General features: G+C 55.4%; 15 protein-coding genes. 11 read left to right on the top strand and 4 right to left on the bottom strand.

The genetic code is table 11. The annotated features are described in order from the left end of the window. The first annotated feature begins 374 nt into the window (after positions 1-374). Together metE and metF are read left to right on the top strand one after the other, a co-directional pair. Positions 375-2,654, top strand: a complete 2,280-nt coding sequence (metE, locus tag ACYVRB_RS05885) for a 5-methyltetrahydropteroyltriglutamate--homocysteine S-methyltransferase (RefSeq protein ID WP_461214168.1) — start codon at positions 375-377, stop codon at positions 2,652-2,654. Further along, entirely contained in the window at positions 2,632-3,513 is an 882-nt protein-coding gene (metF, locus tag ACYVRB_RS05880; protein ID WP_461214167.1) for a methylenetetrahydrofolate reductase [NAD(P)H], read from the top strand. The genes metE and metF overlap by 23 nt, the downstream gene beginning before the upstream one ends. 70 nt (positions 3,514-3,583) lie before the next feature. On the opposite strand, the gene ACYVRB_RS05875 is transcribed toward metF, so the two are convergent. Beyond that, the gene (locus tag ACYVRB_RS05875) at positions 3,584-4,003 is read right to left on the bottom strand and encodes a MerR family transcriptional regulator (protein WP_461214166.1); all 420 of its coding nucleotides are present in this window, start codon (positions 4,001-4,003) and stop codon (positions 3,584-3,586) included. 75 nt (positions 4,004-4,078) lie between these two features. Between ACYVRB_RS05875 and ACYVRB_RS05870 the strand changes: the two genes are divergently transcribed. Then, on the top strand, positions 4,079-4,711 hold the full coding sequence (locus ACYVRB_RS05870) for an FMN-dependent NADH-azoreductase (RefSeq protein ID WP_461214164.1): 633 nt from the start codon (positions 4,079-4,081) through the stop codon (positions 4,709-4,711). A gap of 62 nt (positions 4,712-4,773) precedes the next feature. Here the strand turns inward: ACYVRB_RS05870 and ACYVRB_RS05865 are convergent, their stop codons facing one another. Further along, entirely contained in the window at positions 4,774-5,565 is a 792-nt protein-coding gene (locus ACYVRB_RS05865; RefSeq protein ID WP_461214162.1) for an alpha/beta hydrolase fold domain-containing protein, read from the bottom strand. Between the two features lie 119 nt (positions 5,566-5,684). Here ACYVRB_RS05865 and ACYVRB_RS05860 point away from each other — a divergent pair, with 119 nt between their 5' ends. The 8 genes from ACYVRB_RS05860 to ACYVRB_RS05825 all read left to right on the top strand — a co-directional run bounded on the left by ACYVRB_RS05860 (position 5,685) and on the right by ACYVRB_RS05825 (position 14,811). Beyond that, entirely contained in the window at positions 5,685-6,527 is an 843-nt protein-coding gene (locus ACYVRB_RS05860) for a metallophosphoesterase family protein (RefSeq protein ID WP_461214160.1), read from the top strand. A 2-nt stretch (positions 6,528-6,529) separates the two neighbouring features. Continuing rightward, a complete protein-coding gene (locus tag ACYVRB_RS05855; RefSeq protein ID WP_461214159.1) occupies positions 6,530-7,333 on the top strand; it encodes a fumarylacetoacetate hydrolase family protein in 804 nt (267 codons plus the stop codon). Positions 7,334-7,579: 246 nt separating this feature from the next. Next, complete coding sequence (leuB, locus tag ACYVRB_RS05850) at positions 7,580-8,620, top strand: 3-isopropylmalate dehydrogenase (protein WP_461214157.1); 1,041 nt, start codon at positions 7,580-7,582, stop codon at positions 8,618-8,620. 28 nt (positions 8,621-8,648) lie between these two features. Then, on the top strand, positions 8,649-10,025 hold the full coding sequence (leuC, locus tag ACYVRB_RS05845; protein WP_461214156.1) for a 3-isopropylmalate dehydratase large subunit: 1,377 nt from the start codon (positions 8,649-8,651) through the stop codon (positions 10,023-10,025). A gap of 28 nt (positions 10,026-10,053) precedes the next feature. After that, entirely contained in the window at positions 10,054-10,638 is a 585-nt protein-coding gene (leuD, locus tag ACYVRB_RS05840) for a 3-isopropylmalate dehydratase small subunit (RefSeq protein WP_461214155.1), read from the top strand. A gap of 96 nt (positions 10,639-10,734) precedes the next feature. Further along, complete coding sequence (locus ACYVRB_RS05835) at positions 10,735-12,030, top strand: MFS transporter (protein WP_461214154.1); 1,296 nt, start codon at positions 10,735-10,737, stop codon at positions 12,028-12,030. A 14-nt stretch (positions 12,031-12,044) separates the two neighbouring features. Then, a complete protein-coding gene (locus ACYVRB_RS05830) occupies positions 12,045-13,334 on the top strand; it encodes an MFS transporter (protein WP_461214153.1) in 1,290 nt (429 codons plus the stop codon). Between the two features lie 142 nt (positions 13,335-13,476). Next, the gene (locus ACYVRB_RS05825; RefSeq protein WP_461214152.1) at positions 13,477-14,811 is read left to right on the top strand and encodes an FAD-dependent oxidoreductase; all 1,335 of its coding nucleotides are present in this window, start codon (positions 13,477-13,479) and stop codon (positions 14,809-14,811) included. A gap of 682 nt (positions 14,812-15,493) precedes the next feature. Here ACYVRB_RS05825 and ACYVRB_RS05820 read toward each other — a convergent pair. Together ACYVRB_RS05820 and ACYVRB_RS05815 are read right to left on the bottom strand one after the other, a co-directional pair. Beyond that, positions 15,494-16,372: a DegV family protein gene (locus tag ACYVRB_RS05820; RefSeq protein WP_461214151.1), complete on the bottom strand. Its 879-nt coding sequence runs from the start codon at positions 16,370-16,372 to the stop codon at positions 15,494-15,496. A gap of 88 nt (positions 16,373-16,460) precedes the next feature. Further along, on the bottom strand, positions 16,461-17,009 hold the full coding sequence (locus ACYVRB_RS05815; RefSeq protein ID WP_461214150.1) for a cysteine hydrolase family protein: 549 nt from the start codon (positions 17,007-17,009) through the stop codon (positions 16,461-16,463). Between the last annotated feature and the right edge of the window lie 241 nt (positions 17,010-17,250).

The following is a 17,250-nucleotide window of genomic DNA, read 5'->3' as shown; positions in this document are numbered from 1 at the left end:
GCGATAGGAAAAGACTATGCCGGATTCGTTGACAACCTATGCCGATGTCGTTATGATGAATCCAACATGAAAAAGCGATTAAAAGATGAGTAGTGTGATGCCCATCCTTTTCAGAGAGCTACCATTGATGAGAGGTGGCAAGGATGCTTACGCGAAGATGGTCTTGGTGATGCGCTTGGCGGCTGAGCTTCGGTGAAGTCGTCATGGGAACGCCCATTATAGCGTGACGGTCTCGCCGAATCTGGCCGGACCGCTTAAGGGGTCGCGTGTGAGCGTTGCCCAAAGCCAAGGTGGTACCACAGCAGAGCTGTCCTTGATGCATATGCATCGGGCGGCTCTTTTCTTTTGATCATCAACTTAGGAGGAACAATATTATGACGACAACAATTATCGGGTATCCCCGGATCGGTGAGCACCGTGAATTAAAATTTGCCACCCAAAAATATTTCAAGCAGGCGCTGTCTGCAGACGAGCTGCAGGCGACCGCCAAAGAATTACGGCGCAAGAACTGGCAGACGATCCAAGCTGCCGGCATCGATCAGATCCCGACCGGGGACTTCAGCTTTTTTGACACGACCTTGGACACCGCCAAGCTGCTCAACATCGTGCCTAAGCGCTACAAGGATCTGCAGTTAGACGACCTGGCCGAATATTTTGCCTTGGCCCGTGGCTACCAAGGCAAAGACGGCGACGTCAAGGCGTTGCCGATGAAAAAGTGGTTCAACACCAACTACCATTACTTGACGCCGGAATTTGACCAAGACACGCAGATCAAAGTCGGCGACTGGCAGTTGTTCAGCCAGTTTGAAGAAGCCAAGGCCCAAGGCATCAACGCCCGTCCGACCTTGGTGGGCCCATACACCTTGTTACGTCTTAGCCGCTTCTTAGACGGCCGCAAGCCGGCAGAATTTGTCGAAGCGTTAAGCGCGGCATACACCGAGATCCTCACCAAGCTCGCCGGTTTAGGTGCAGAGTGGATCCAGCTCGACGAACCGGCCTTGGTATACGACCAAACAGACGAAGACCTGGCCCTGTTCAAGTCTTTGTACACCACGATCTTGGGCAACAAAGGCGCGCTCAAGGTGCTGGTGCAGACGTACTTCGGGGATGTCCGCGATTCATATGACACCTTGTTGGGGTTAGACTTCGACGGGATCGGGCTGGACTTCAATGAAGGCAAAGCCGCCAACCTCAAGACGCTGGCCGCCAAGCCTTTCCCAGCCGACAAGCTGCTGTTTGCCGGGGTGATCAACGGCAAAAACATCTGGAAGACCAACTACCAAGACGCCTTAGACATCTTGGCCAAGTTACCGGATAACGCGGTGTTGTCCACTTCGACCAGCCTGTTGCACGTGCCTTACACCACCCGCAACGAAACCAAGATCGCGGCTAACGAGCTGCAATATCTCGCTTTTGCCGAAGAGAAGCTGCAAGAGCTCGCAGACCTCGACGCGATCCGCAAGAATGGCACCGACACGCCGGCGTTTGCGGCCAACCAGGCGCTGTTTGCCAAGCCGCGTTATGAAGAAAACGCCAAGCTGAACGCCAAGATCGCGGCCTTGAAGCCAGAAGACTACACCCGCTTGCCAGAGCGCCAGACCCGCCTGAAGCTGCAGGCCGAGACGCTGAAGCTGCCGGTGCTGCCAACGACCACGATCGGGTCGTTCCCGCAGACCGCTGCCGTGCGTAAGAACCGTGCGCAGTTGCGCAAAGGCGAGATCACCAAGGAACAATACACCGAATTCAACCACGCTGAGACGCGGCGCTGGTTGAAGATTCAAGAAGACCTCGGCTTAGACGTTTTGGTCCATGGTGAGTTCGAGCGTAACGACATGGTCGAATACTTCGGCGAAAACCTCGAAGGCTTCCGCTTCACCGAAAACGGCTGGGTCCAATCCTACGGCACCCGTGGCGTGAAGCCACCGATCATCTGGGGCGACGTTTCTCGGCCGCACGCGATCACCGTGGCGGAAACCGTTTATGCCCAAAGCCAAACCAAGAAGCTGGTCAAGGGGATGCTGACCGGGCCTGTCACCATTTTGAACTGGTCGTTCCCACGGGCTGACGTGCCGGCAAAGCTGTCGACCGAACAGATCGCGCTGGCCTTGCAAGACGAAGTGCTGGATCTGGAGAAAAACGGCATCAAGATCATCCAAATCGACGAACCGGCGCTGCGTGAAAACCTGCCGCTACGCAAGAAAGACTGGTATTCAGAATACCTCGACTGGGCCGTGCCGGCGTTTCGCCTGACGGCCGCCGCCGTGCAGCCGACGACGCAGATCCACACGCACATGTGCTACTCCGAATTCCAAGATATCATCGATGCCATCGACGCCTTAGACGCCGACGTGATCTCGTTTGAAGCCGCACGTGCTGATTTGACCCTGTTGGATGTCTTACACGACACGCATTTTGAAACCCATGTCGGCCCTGGTGTCTATGACATCCATTCACCGCGGGTACCGTCTGTTCAAGAAATCGTCGACATCATCCACAAGATCTTGGCCCGGATCCCGCTGGATAACGTCTGGATCAATCCTGATTGCGGTTTGAAGACACGTGAAGAACCCGAAACTGTCGCTAGCCTGAAGAATCTGGTCACGGCGACACGCCAGGTTCGGGAGGAAATTCATGAAAGTCAACCAACTGTTTAACCAACATCAGGTGGTGTCGTTTGAGGTCTTCCCGCCACGCAAAAAGTCGCCGTCCATCGACTTCACGCGCATCTATAGCACCATGGATGCGCTCAGCCAGCTGGATCCTGACTTCGTGTCGGTGACGTTTGGCGCCGGTGGCAGCAAGCGGCAGGCGGGGACCTTGGAAATCGCCAGCCTGATCAAAAGCGAATACGGCATCGAGCCGGTCGCCCACCTGCCAGCGGCGCAGCTGACCGGTGAAGAAGTCGACGAGATGCTCGACCAGTTTGCTCAGCACGGCATCGAAAACGTCTTGGCCTTGCGCGGCGACATCCCCAAAGACGGCCGCGTCAGCAATGATTTTCCCCATGCCAACGACCTAGTGGCACATATTCAAGCGCGCGGTGATTTCAACGTGATCGGCGCCTGCTATCCGGAATGCCATCCCGAATCTCACGGATTCGCCGACGACATCGCCCACCTTAAGCTCAAAGTCGACGCCGGCGCCAGCCAGCTGATCTCGCAGCTGTTTTTCGACAACCAAGTCTTTTACGACTTTGTCGATCGCTGCCGTGCCGCCGACATCAACGTCCCGATCGAAGCGGGGATCATGCCGGTGTTGAACCAGAAGCAGATCCAGCGCATGGCGCAAATGGGCGGCGTGCACTTGCCGGATAAGTTCGTGTCGATGATGCAGCGCTATGAAGGCAATGCGATCGCGATGCGCGACGCCGGCATCGCCTATGCGATCGACCAGATCGTCGACCTCTTGGTTCACGGCGTCGACGGGATCCATATCTACACCATGGATAACCCGACGGTCGCCCAACGCATCGTGCAGGCCACACGCAGCTTGGTGCGGGCAGATCAGCAGTAATTCACGACACCAAAAAACGTCGCTGTTACGCAACTATTTTTCGTTGCGCGACAGCGGCGTTTTTGTGTAGCTATTGCTTGTCATGAAGCCGCTTGAGGTAAGCGGTGAACGGTTCGGTGGCGATGATCGGAGCGCCGCCGTCGACGGGGTCAAAATCATGGCGCTTGGCAATGAGTTGATCGCGTTGGGCAGACAAGGTGGCGATTTGGTGTTGCAGCTTTGCCAGGCGTTCGTCCACGATTTGGCGTTGGGCGTCCAGCGTCGAATTACCTTGGGCGCGCAAGGCGATGAAGCGGCGAATGTCTTCGAGTTGCATGCCGCTTTGTTTGAGGTGCAACACCGAGCGCATCCAGGCGACGTCTTCGTCGGTATAAAACCGCCGATTGTTGGCGGCGCGTTGCGGCTTGAGCAAGCCTTCATCTTCATAATAGCGCACGGTCGGCGTGCTTAAGTTGAGTTTGGCGGCGAATTCACTGATCGTATAAGCCATGATTATTCCTCTTGACTTCAAGTTGACTTGAAGATGTAGCCTTAGGTGACAAGTCATAAAAAGGAGCGTTAATACATGAAAGTTCTTATCATCAAAGCCCATCCCCACACTACCTCTCATTCTAACACGTTGGCCGTCCTCGACACCTTCACGGCCGCTTATCAACAAGCCCATCCCCAAGACGAGCTGATCGTGCGGGATCTTTTTGCAGAACCGGTGCCGCCAACAGACGGCAACTTGTTTGCCACCTGGGGCAAGCTGGCCGCCCACCAGCCGCTGACACCAGCGGAACAATCCGACACCGCCAAGCGCCAGGCCTTGCTCGACGAATTTGTCGGCGCCGACAAATACGTGTTTGCCAGCCCGATGTATAACTACGCCTTGCCTGCAGAACTCAAGCAATACATCGACGTCATCGCGATCCCGCACGCGACGTTCAAGTACACGGACCACGGCCCAGTCGGCTTGTTGAGCGGCAAAAAGGCGCTGCACATCCAGGCCGCCGGTGGTTTTTATCACCTGCCAGACGTGTCGCAGATGCCTGACGGTGACTTTGGCGATCCGCACCTGCGCTTCATCATGAACCTGTTTGGCGTCACGGATTACACCGGGATCTATTGCGAAGGCGGGCGGACGTATCCCGACCGCGATGCAGAATTCCTCGCCCGCGCCAATGAAGAAGCCCAACGCGTCGCCAAGACATTTTAACCCAAAAAGCGGTTCTGCAACTTGCAGAACCGCTTTTTGGATCTCGCAAATAATGGCCAAAGTCAGTGCAGTTCGAGGCTGCGTTCGAGAAAGGCAGTGGTGGAGGCGAAGACGTCGTCGAGATAGCCTTCCCCGTGACGGGTACCCGTTAACAGGCGGGTAGCATGGGGAATGCCAGCTTTGCTGAGGGCGGCGGAAAGCTGCGTGACGCCGGTGGTAGGCACGAACTCGTTGAGCGAGTTGGCCAGATACAGCGGGCCGCTGGCGTTGGTCACGTGTTTGGCCGGCGTTGCACGGGCATAGTCCTTGGGGTCGGGCAGATAGTTGGTGATGAACCATTTATAGAAGCTATCGTTGGCGCCGCTTTGGTTGATGGTGTTGGACGCGGCGGTGGCGAAATTGCTGGTGTCACCTTCGTGTGGCACGACGTCTTGATGGTTGTTGAGCCAGTCTTCGATATCCAAGATGCCAGACAGGCTGACGCCGGGGATGCCGTATTTGAGACTCATTTCCACGGCGAGGTTACCGCCGGCACTCGCCCCGGCGACCGCCAACAAGCGCCGGTTGAACGGCAACTCGCGGTGCTGGAGCCACTGCCAGAGCCGATCCATGTCCTCGAGCGGCGCCGGATAGTGGCCGCCGTCGCCTTCGCGGTAGTTAGGGGCGATGACAAAAAAGCCACGGTCGTTCAGCCGGCCAGCCCAGTCGGCTTCTTTGGCCTTGTCGCCGCGAAACCAGCCGCCGCCGTGGATCAAGATCACCCCGGCGCGGGCGGCCCCGCGGGTTTCATACAGGTCTAACGCTAATTCGTGCGTGTCGTCATAATAAACATTGAGGATCGTTTTTGAAGCCATGATGGCAACCTCCTTCATGTCGTGAGCGCGTTGTCCGATACGGTTTAAGCATAGCCGGCTCGTTTGAAGATGGCAAATTTTTAGTTCGACGGTTACAATGGACGCACGAGGTGAGTTGCATGACACAAAAAATCGCGTTGCTGGCAGATATTCATGGCAATGTCGGGGCGTTGACCGCGGTGTTGGCGGATGCCTTCGCGCAACACGCAACCGCGTATTGGTTTTTAGGCGATCTGTTTTTGCCCGGACCGGGGGCGGGGGACTTGTATGCCCAGCTGGCCGCGGTGAAGCCGCAGGTGTGGTTGCGCGGCAACTGGGAAGACGCCGTGTTGGCCATGTTGCGTGGGGATTTTACCCTCAACGATCCAGGCGCGATCTACCTGGCGACCTTGAGCGCGTATCTCAACGACCATTCGCCGCAAACCATGATGGCCGCTATCGCCGCCAAGCCCATCTGCACGACGCGAACGGTCAACGGCGTGACGATCCAGGTGACCCACAACCTGCCTGATCAAGACGAAGGCCGCAGCCTGTATCCCGCGCAGCCGCAGATGAACTTCGATGCCTTGGTGCCGCCGACGGTCGATATCGCCGTGTACGGCCACACCCATCAGCAGGTCATGCGCACGACCCAGCAAGGCCAGCTGATCATCAACCCCGGCGCCGTCGGGCAGCCGTACAGCTTGTGGCCGCGCTTTTTTGCCGATCAGCGCGCACATTATGCGCTGTTGTCGATCGATGACGCCGGACGCGTCGCCGTTGATTTTCGTAAGGTCGACTACGACCGCCAACAAGAAATCGAGCTGGCAAAAAGCCGCAAGTTGCCGTACCTGGCCCAATACGCGTTTTTGCGGGAAAGTGGCAATACCGTCACCCACGATCGGGCCTTATTGGCCAAGGTCAACGCCGCCCAAGATTATGTCAACCAAGTCGCCGCCTACTATCATAAAAAGGAGTTTTAGCCATGAAAATTGCCCGTATTCACAATCATCCTTACCTGCTGACTGATGCCCACACCGGCCAGCAGATCACCAACTTCAAAACCGTCTTGGCTGCCCAAATCGCAGGCGCAGCCAACTGGCAGTTGGGCCAAGCCCAGCCCGTGGCCGCCGCCGACTTGCAGGCGCCGATTCCGGAACCCAGCCAGGTTTTTGCCATCGGCATGAACTACGCGGATCACTCCAAAGAGATCCACTTGGCGCTGCCCAAGACCCCAAGCATCTTCACCAAGTTTCCTAGCGCCATTGCAGACCCAACGGCGGCCGTCAAGATGCACGGACCGCGCACCGATTGGGAAACCGAGCTGGTCGTTGTGATCGGCATCGGCGGCCGCGACATTCAAGAAGCCGACGCCGCCAAGCACATCGCCGGGTACATGGTCGGCGAAGACCTGTCGGACCGCGATGTTCAGTTTGCCAACGACCCGGGCCAGTTCAGCCTGGGCAAGTCGTTTGCCAATTTTGCCCCGGTCGGCCCGTGGCTGACAACGCCTGATGAGTTAGGCGATCGCGACGCGCTGACGATCACCACAACCGTCAACGGTCAGGTGATGCAGCACGCGCCGCTGTCGCAGATGGTGTTTACACCAGAAGCCTTGATCGCCTATCTGTCGAGCATCGTCGCGCTGCAGCCGGGTGACTTGCTCTTCACCGGCACGCCGATGGGCACCGGGGTCGGCCACGATCCGGCGATTTATCTGCACGCTGGCGACAAGCTGGAAGGCAAGATCGACGGGCTCGGAAGCCTTGACTTATCGATTTATGATTAAATTCTGAAAGACTGTTGACAGTTTTATTAGAAAACGTTAATATAGCCTCATACTTAAAAAGCAGGAGGTTGTGAGAATGATTAAGCCAGAGATGAATCAAAACGCTAAAATTATGATTGCAACCTTGTTGTTGAGCATCGCCGTGTTGAGATAGTCGGTGGCTAGCCGACAACGATCGACTAGCATTAGTCCTTGTGACTAAGACTGGCCGATTTTTTTTACGCTTGAAGCTGAAAGGAGTAACACATGACTTATCATATTGCCGTCTTACCTGGAGATTACATCGGCCTGGAAATCATGGCAGGGGCGTTGAAGGTTTTGAAGGCCGCCGCTGAAAAGTTTGACTTCGATTACGACACCACAGAATATCCCTTCGGTGGCGCGGCCATCGATGCCTGCGGTGATCCGATTCCGGACAGCACCGTGGCAGGCGCCAAAGCCGCCGACGCGATTTTGTTGGCGGCCATCGGCGGGCCTAAGTGGGATGATGCCCCGAAGCGTCCGGAAGCCGGATTGCTCGGGATCCGGCAGGCCTTGCAACTCTTCGCCAACATCCGGCCGACGAAGGTCAGTGAATCTCAGATCGATGCCAGCCCGGTGAAGGCCGACATCGTCCGCGGCACCGACTTCGTCATCGCCCGGGAATTGACCTCCGGCGCCTACTTCGGCAAGCCGCGGGAGTTGGCAGAAGACCATGCGATCGACACCATGTATTATTCCAAGGCGGAAGTTGAACGCATCATGACCACAGGCTTTGACATGGCGATGCAGCGCCGCAAGCATGTGACCATCGTGGATAAGTCGAATGTGTTGGCGACCTCGAAGTTCTGGCGGGCGACGGCTGAGCGTGTGGCAACACGCTACCCAGAAGTCAGCGTCGACTACCGGTACATCGATGCCACCACGATGGCGATCTTGACCAAACCGACCGCGTTTGACGTGATCATCACCGCCAACTTGTTCGGAGATATCTTGTCCGACGAAGCGGCACAGATCACAGGCTCGATCGGGACGATCCCGTCGATGTCTGCCGGTGCCAGCGGCCCGAACCTGTACGAACCGATTCACGGTTCCGCCCCGGACATCGCCGGGCAAGGCATCGCCAATCCGATCGCGATGATCAAAAGTGTCGCGATGATGGCGCAATATTCCTTCCAGAAAAATGAGATGGCTGAAGCGATCGAAGCCGCCTGCGATCAGGTGATCGCCGCCGGTATCACGACGCCGGACCTTGGCGGCAACGCCACCACGACCGAAGTTACCGATGCCATCATTGCGCGGATCTAATCAGTGAAATAGAAAGAAGACGACAAATATGACTACGATGTTAGACAAACTTTGGCAAGACCATGTTGTTGCTGGCAAACCAGGCGAACCCCAATTACTTTATATCGACCTGCAGCTGATCCACGAAGTCACCTCACCTCAGGCGTTTGAAGGGTTGCGGATGAACCACCGCACCGTTCGCCGGCCGGACCTGACCTTCGGGACGATGGATCACGATGTTCCCACCGAGAACATTTTCAACATTCAAGACACGATCGCTAAGGCCCAGATCGAAACCCTTGAGAAAAATTGCAAAGAGTTTGGCATCACGCTGGCAAAGATCGGGGACTCCCGGCAAGGCATCGTCCATGTGGTCGGGCCAGAACGTGGCTTGACGCAACCCGGCAAGACCATTGTCTGCGGGGATTCTCACACCTCCACCCACGGGGCGTTTGGCGCCTTGGCTTTCGGGATCGGGACCAGTGAAATCGAACACGTCATGGCCACCCAAACCATCTGGCAAACCAAGCCGAAGTCCATGGGCATCCATGTGACCGGCAAGCTGCCACACAACGTTTTCCCCAAAGACATCATCATGGGGCTGATCGGCAAATATGGCGTTGCCTTTGGGCAAGGGTACGCGATGGAATTCTTCGGCGACACGATCACAAACATGTCGATGGAAGGCCGCATGACCATCTGCAACATGTGTATCGAAGGTGGTTCCAAGACCGGGATGGTCGCACCAGACGCCAAGACTTTTGACTACGTTGCCGGCCGCGAATACGCGCCGAAAGACATGGCCAAAGCGATCGCTTATTGGAAGAAGTACAAGACCGATTCGATCGAAGACTATGACAAGGTGATCGAATTCGACGTTTCCGAATTGGCACCGATGATTACTTGGGGCACGAACCCCGGCATGGCCGCCAGCGTCCGCGACACGTTACCAGCAGTCGAGGACGACAACGACAAAAAAGCTTACGACTACATCGGCTTACACCCAGGCATGCACGCGGAAGATATCCCGTTAGATTATGTCTTCATCGGCTCTTGCACCAACGGCCGCTATGAAGATCTCAAGACCGCCGCAGAATTCATGAAGGGCAAACATATCGCTTCCAACATCACCGCTTGGGTCGTGCCTGGTTCTCGGGCCGTCCGCAACCGGTGCATGGACGAAGGCATCGCGCAGACCTTCATCGACGCCGGCTGTGAATGGCGTGAACCTGGCTGCTCCGCATGTTTGGCAATGAACCCAGACAAGATCCCGGCCGGCAAGCACTGTGCGTCGACCTCTAACCGGAACTTCGAAGGTCGCCAAGGTGCCGGTGCCCGCACCCACCTCGCCAGCCCTGCCATGGTCGCTGCGGCCGCAGTTGCCGGCCACTTCGTCGACATCTCGAAGTCACCAGTCACCGCATAAGCGCCTTTTTATAGGAGGAATTCATATTATGGAAGCTTTTGTTAAAGAAACCAGCAAAGCCATCGTCATTCCCAACGACGACATCGACACGGATATCCTGATCCCCAAGCAGTTCTTGAAAAACATCCTGCGTACCGGCTTTGGAATCAACGCCTTTTACGACTGGCGCTATAACGAAGACGGCAGTCAGAAGAAAGACTTCCCGCTGAACCAAACAGAACATCAAGGAGCCACGATCTTGATCACCGGCAACAACTTCGGTTGCGGCTCCAGCCGTGAACACGCGGTATGGGCACTGACCGATTACGGCTTCCGCGCCGTCATCGCCGGTGGCTTCTCAGATATCTTCTTCATGAACGCCACGAAAAACGGCCTCCTGCCGATCATCTTGCCAGAAGCAGATCGCGCCATCCTGCGCGAATGCCAAGCCGACGAAGAAGTCACCATCGATCTTGAAGCCCAAAACGTGATCTTCCGCGACCACACCTTCCACTTCGACATGAACCCGACTTGGAAAGAAAAGTTTCTCAAAGGCCAAGACGACATCAGCCTGACCGAACAATACGAAGATCAGATCAAAGCGTATGAAGCCAACCGCCCGGTATTTAACTAACCAGAGCTCGACGATCAGCATCTTCCTAATCTTTCCGGTGCCTAGCGCACCGCTGCAATTATTGTTCCAATCAAACCAAATAAAGGAGTGAACACAATGGAAATTTCAGCAACCCCAATGACGATCGACCAACGAATGAATTATGGTAAAGAATCCCGATTGTTCTACAAAGTGTTCACTCTCGCTAGCGCAGGCATGTTCCTCGACGCAGCCGATGTGTACATGGCCAGTGCCATCAACACCCAGATCGTCGCAGAAAAATTTGCGACCACGATGCAAAGTTCTTATTTTCTTTCCGCCGGCTTCTTAGGCCTGTTCATCGGTGCCATCATCTCCGGTTATATCGGCGATTTCTATGGTCGCAAGCGGTCGTATCAAATCAACCTCTTTATCTTCGGGGTCTTCACCCTGATCGCCTCGCTTGCACCAAACATCTATGTGCTGATGGCGTGTCGCTTCTTTGCCGCTGTCGGGTTAGGGGCGGAAATCGTCACCGGTTATGCGGTGGTCAACGAGTTCGCACCCGTTCAACGCCGCGGGCACTGGACCGGGATGACTAGCCTGATCGGGAACACCGCCGCGCCGATCACTTTGGTCATAGCGACCTTTATGATCCATCATTTTGGCTGGCGGTCGATGTTTATCGTTGTTGGCATCGCGGCGCTGATTCTGTGGGTCGCGCGGCACAACTTCCCAGAGTCACCGCGGTGGCTGATGTCGCAAGGACGGGAAAAAGAAGCCACTGCGATCGTCGAAGAAATGAATCAGCATGGTTACTACGACGAACCCGAGGTGTCCCAAGAAGAGCGTGAAAGCCACACCAGCTTCATGCGCGGCGTGATCGTCGCGTCGATTGCGGTTTCTGCGGTGTGCCTATGCCAGTACACCTTCACAACTTGGGTCCCGACGCTGCTGATGCGTAGCGGCAGTTCCGTCGTGAGCTCGATCGGGTTTTCCGCCATCATGATGCTCGGCGCGCCAGTCGGTGGTTTCATTGGAACGATGACGGTCGATCATGTCGGCCGTAAAAAAATGATCGTTGGCAGTTTCATCGCCAGCGCCATCTTAGGCATCACCTACGCCCATCAAAGTAGCACCATGGGCATTCTGATCAACGGTTTTCTGATCACCGTCACGTTTTATATCCTGATGGCGGTTGCCGTCAGCGTCTATAACAACGAACTGTTTGATACCGCGCACCGCTTCCGTGGTGCTGGTATCGCTCACGGGATCTCCAAGGCGCTCAACGCCTTGATGCCGACCGCAGTTGCTTTTGCAATCATGCACGTTTCCCCAAATTACATCTATTATGCCATTGCGATCTTAGCCATCTTTGCGGCGTTCGTCGTTGCCTTCTTCGGCCCTGAAACAGCCCGCAAAGAGATTCGCTAAAAGGAGTACAAATTATGGAAGTCACAGATACACCTATTGAACAACAGCTGAATTACGCCAAGGAATCACCGTTGTTTTATAAAGTCTTCGCCTTGGCAGGCCTCGGGATCTTTCTAGATGCCGCAGACGTCTATATGGCCTCGGCCATCAACACCGCGATGATCGACGCGAAGTTTGCCACCGTCACGCAAGGGTCGATGTTCTTGTCTGCCGGCTTCTTAGGCCTTTTCGTGGGGTCGCTGTTGGCGGGTTACATCGGCGACTTCTTCGGCCGGCGGCGGTCGTATCAATCGAACCTGTTGCTTTTCGGGGCGTTCACCTTGGCTTCAGCATTCATGCCAAGCATCCAGTGGATGATCTTCTGCCGGTTCTTCGCGGCGGTCGGGTTAGGCGCTGAAATCGTCACCGGCTACGCGATCGTCAACGAGTTTGCACCGGTTAACCGGCGCGGCTTCTGGTCAGGCATGATTGCGATCGTGGCCAACGCCGGTGCACCGGTAACGCTTTTGATCGCGACGTTCATGGTGCCTAATGTTGGCTGGCGGTCGATGTTCATCGTGATGGGGATCGCGGCGTTGATCTTATGGGTCGCGCGGCACAACTTCCCAGAATCACCACGCTGGCTGATCGCACGCGGTCGTTCTGATGAAGCACAAAAAATCGTGGATCAACTCAACGTCAACGGGAATTACCCGGTCACCGCTAAAAACGAAGATGAGCGACGCGTCAAAGTCAGCTTCGGGCGTGGGGTCTTCGTTGCCAGTGTCGCCGTTGGGGCCACACTGCTTTGCCAATACACCTTCACGTCTTGGGTCCCAACGCTGCTGATGCGCAGAGGGATCAGCATCTTCTCATCGATCGGGTTCTCCGCGGTGATGATGCTGGGGGCACCGATCGGCGCTACGATCGGGACGCTGTTGATCGAACACACCGGCCGCAAAAAGCTGATCGTCACGACCTTCTGCTTAACGGCTATCTTGGGCATCGCGTATGCTTATGAAACCACAACGGTGGGGACAATCATCAACGGCTTACTGTTAACGACCACGTTTTACATCTTGATGGCGTCGGTCATATCGGTATACACCAACGAATTATTCGAAACCAGCCACCGTTTCCGTGGTGCCGGGATCGCCAACGCGGTTGCCAAGTTACTGAACGTGCTGATGCCAACCGCAGTGGCCTTTGCCATCACGCGGGTATCACCGAACGTCATCTTTTACGCGATCGCCATCATGGCGGTGATCGCTGCGGCGGTTGTCGGCTTCTTTGGGCCAGAGACCACGGCGAAGGAAATCAAATAGGTTTGCAAGCGAGCTTCCGGTAGTTTCCGGAGGCTCCTTTTTATTATAATAATAATAAGTCCTGTTTTGTTAGACAGTGCACAATCAAAGATGGTACAATCGAGATGTGAAAGATGCTGATGTTGAGAAAGGAAGTTATCCGATGAAGATTGCTGTTATTGGCGCGACCCACGCCGGTACGTTTGCCACCCAACAGATCCTGTCCGAACACCCTGATGATGAAGTGGTTGTCTTTGAACGCAACGACAACTTGTCGTTTTTATCCTGCGGCATTGCGCTGTGGGTGGGCGATCACGTGTCTGATCCAAACAAAATGTTTTATTCCTCGCCAGAGGCGTTAAGCCAGCTGGGCGCCACAATGAAGATGCAACACAACGTCACCGCGATCGATGTCGATGCGCGACGCTTAGAAGTCGAGAATTTGGTCACAGGTGAGCATTTTGAAGAAAGCTATGACAAATTAGTCTTCACGCCAGGCTCCGCACCGGTCGTGCCGCCGATCCCAGGAATCGATCATCAGCGGATCTATTTCTGCAAAGATTACACCGATGCCCAGCGTCTGCGGGAAACGGTCGGCGACATCGATTCGGCCATCGTGATCGGGGCCGGCTACATCGGCGCTGAGATCGCAGAGCAGTTCGCCTTGGCAAACAAGCAGGTCACCTTGATCGATGCCGTCGATCGCGTGTTGGCCAAAAACTTCGATCAAGAAATCACCGACCGGGTCGAAGCGGCTTACCGCGAGCATCACACGACGCTGGCGCTGGGTGAAAAAGTCACCGGCTTTTCCGGCGACCAGCAGATCACGGTGGAAACAGATGTGGCGACGCATACCGCAGATATCGCCGTGCTGGCCATCGGCTTCCGCCCGCACACCGACTTGCTGATAGGCAAAGTCGACATGCTGGCTAACGGGGCAGTGGTGACCGACGAATACATGCGCAGCTCGCGCCCAGAGATCTATGTGGCAGGGGATGCCGCAACGGTACATTACAACCCGACCGGCAAAGCGGATTATATTCCGCTGGCGACCAACGCCGTGCGTCAGGGGATCTTGGTCGGCCGCAATATTCACAAGCCCACCGAAGCTTACCTCGGAACGCAGGCCACCAGTGCCGTCGAGCTGTTTGGCCACACGATCGCTGCCAGCGGCCTGACCGTCGCCGGCGGAGCCGCCCGTGGTTTGGCATTGCAAAGCGTTTCGATCGAGGAGAATTACCGCCCAGAGTTTATGTTGACGACCACGCCGGTGCTGGCGACGCTCGTGTGGGAGCCGCAGACCCGAGAGATCAAAGGAGGCGCCTTTTATTCCGAACATGACGTGTCAATGTCTGCCAACATGATCTCCATGGCGATCCAGACGCACATGACCATCGATCAGCTAGCCATGCTCGACACCTTCTTCCAACCCAACTTTGATCAGCCAATCAACTGGGTTAACAAAGTCGCCATGGCCGCAGTTGCCGCCGCAAAATAAAATGAAATAGCCGGCGATTCCAATTTTGTGGAATCGCCGGCTATTTATATGCACTTAGTCAAAATTAACACTGTTCGGTAGCGTAAGCGTGTTTAGGTTGGTGTTTGAGATAGTGGTATAGGTCGGGTTTGGTGTGTTCCGGCTCTTGAGATGGCTGGAACGGTGCGAGGCGCTCGGAAGCTAACTCGGCAAAGCCGAGTGGATCTTCCTCGACGCCTTTGTTGTAAGCGGCAAGCCGCTAACAACAATGCCGCGCCTGAGCCATCTCGGGCCTCCACACACCAAACCCTGACGTTAGCGTCCTGCGTCACCAGAAGTGGCAATTTCCAAGAGAGTAGAAATGGACTAGCGGCTGACAGTACATCTAGCTAAGAACGGATTAGTTATAATCAACAAGTTGACCCGTTTGTCCATGACATCAAATGATCCTGATATGTAGAATCCAGAGTGTGGGCGAAAGCGACGGAAGCAGGTCAATCTGACGTGGTGGCATCATTCTTGGCGACTTGTCGCCATAGAATGAGCGCAGATGGAGATCCACTCGAAGCGTAGCGGAGAGTTAGCTCCATCGAGCACCGCCTCCACGACAGATTGATCCTGCTGGAGTCGCTTTTGCCCGCACCCGACAGCTTACTGGTCTACAAAACAACAGACACTGGCGTTGCCGGACAGACAGTTGAACTTAGTGGGGACCGCCATCGCGGTCTGGGTCGCGGATCCAGGCTAAGGCGATGGCGTTTTCGCCGATGTGGGTCGTGATCGCGGGACCGAAAAACGAGCGCTCGATCGTCGCTTGGGGGAACTGTTGCTGGAGTTTATGTTGCCAAGAATCGGCCTCTTGGTCGTTACCGGCGCTGATAACCCAGGCTTTGAGCGGATAATCCGCTTGAGCCAACGCATTGGTAAACAAGGCCTCGACCCGAGCGTAGGCGCGCGAAAGGGTGCGGATCTTCTCAAACACCACGATTTTGTGAGTCTCATCGAAGGTCAACAGCGGCTTGATGTGGAGCATGTTGCCCAGCATGCCGGCCGTGTTGCTCAACCGGCCGCCACGAACGAGGTGCATCAGATCGTTGACGATGAAGTATTCATCGACAGACGCGCGCAGCTGGTCGAGCCGGGCGATGATGGCATCGAGGCTGGCACCGGCGGCCGCCATTTTGCCGGCGGTCAACACCATCTGCCCCATCAAGATGACGGTGATCTGCGAATCATACACGACGACCTGCTGGCCTTCGATGTCAGGCGCCGCCGCAGAGACGGTGCTATAGATCCCGGAAATCGTCTTTGAAAGGTAGATGTTGAGCACCGTGTCGTAACCTTGTTCCTTCAATTCACGGTGAGTGGCGAGCACGTCGGCCAGGCGAGGTTGCGAGGTGTGGGGAAAATCGCTTGCCGCGCGCATCTTGGCGTAAAATTCTTTCGGGGTGATGTCGACGCCTTCGTCAAAAGTTTCGCCGCCAACGATCAACGGGGTCGTGACGATGCGAATCGGTAATCCGGAAATTTGGTCAGTGGTAAGATAGGCGGTGCTGTCGGTAACAATCGCGATTTTTGACATAAAGAAGCCAACTTTCTGTTTAGAAGAAGCAGAGTCCCTTCCATCTTAGACAATCGCTGGCAGAATTACAAAGAAAAGTTCGCAGATGTCACACTAAGGTAGCGTTGAGTACCGACTTGAAGTGGTTGAGCGCCCATTCTTGGCCACCGGGGGTGAAAGTGGCGACGGCGTCTTGATGAATGACCAATGGATAGTTAAGATTATAAGCGTCGACTGCCGTATGCAAGACACAGATATCCGTGCAGACCCCGACCAGGTGTAACTCGCTCACCTGCCGCTCGCGCAACCACAAGTCCAGTGGGGTGCCGGCAAAACTTGAATAACGGGTTTTATCGAAGAGCTGAACGTGATCGTTAGGGGTGGCGGCTTGATACCAGTCGTTGACCTGCCCATAAAGTTCGCGTCCCCAGGTGTCGCGGACGTTGTGGGGCGGGAACAGCTTGCTTTCCGGATGATAAGGATCGTGCGGCGTGTGCACGTCAGTAGGCAGGTAAACAAAATCGCAATTTAATAGGAAGTCTTTTGCAAGTTTGACGATCGGGCCTTCCAATTTTTGCCCGACAGCCCCACAAGTTAACGCGCCTTCCGTGGCGACAAAGTCGTTCGTATAATCGATGATGAGAAGTGCTTTTGGCATGATTATGACCTCCTAAGGATTTGACCGTAAAGATACACTGCAGCCAAGCCGTTGTCAAGACAATGCGGCTTGTAAGTGGTTGGCGACCGGTGGCCGGCGATTAGGTGGTGCATGAGTCAGCGCCGGTGGTGCGGGCTTCGTTGATGAAAAAAGTTCAGAAAACACTTGCCACGAACCGGTGATTTTTGTATACTAGTCAAGTGCTGTGTAATCTGTGATGGGTTACTTTGCACTTTTGGCT

The sequence above is a fragment of the Lacticaseibacillus boliensis genome, assembly GCF_054784775.1.
This window is presented reverse-complemented; position numbering and strand designations above follow the sequence as displayed.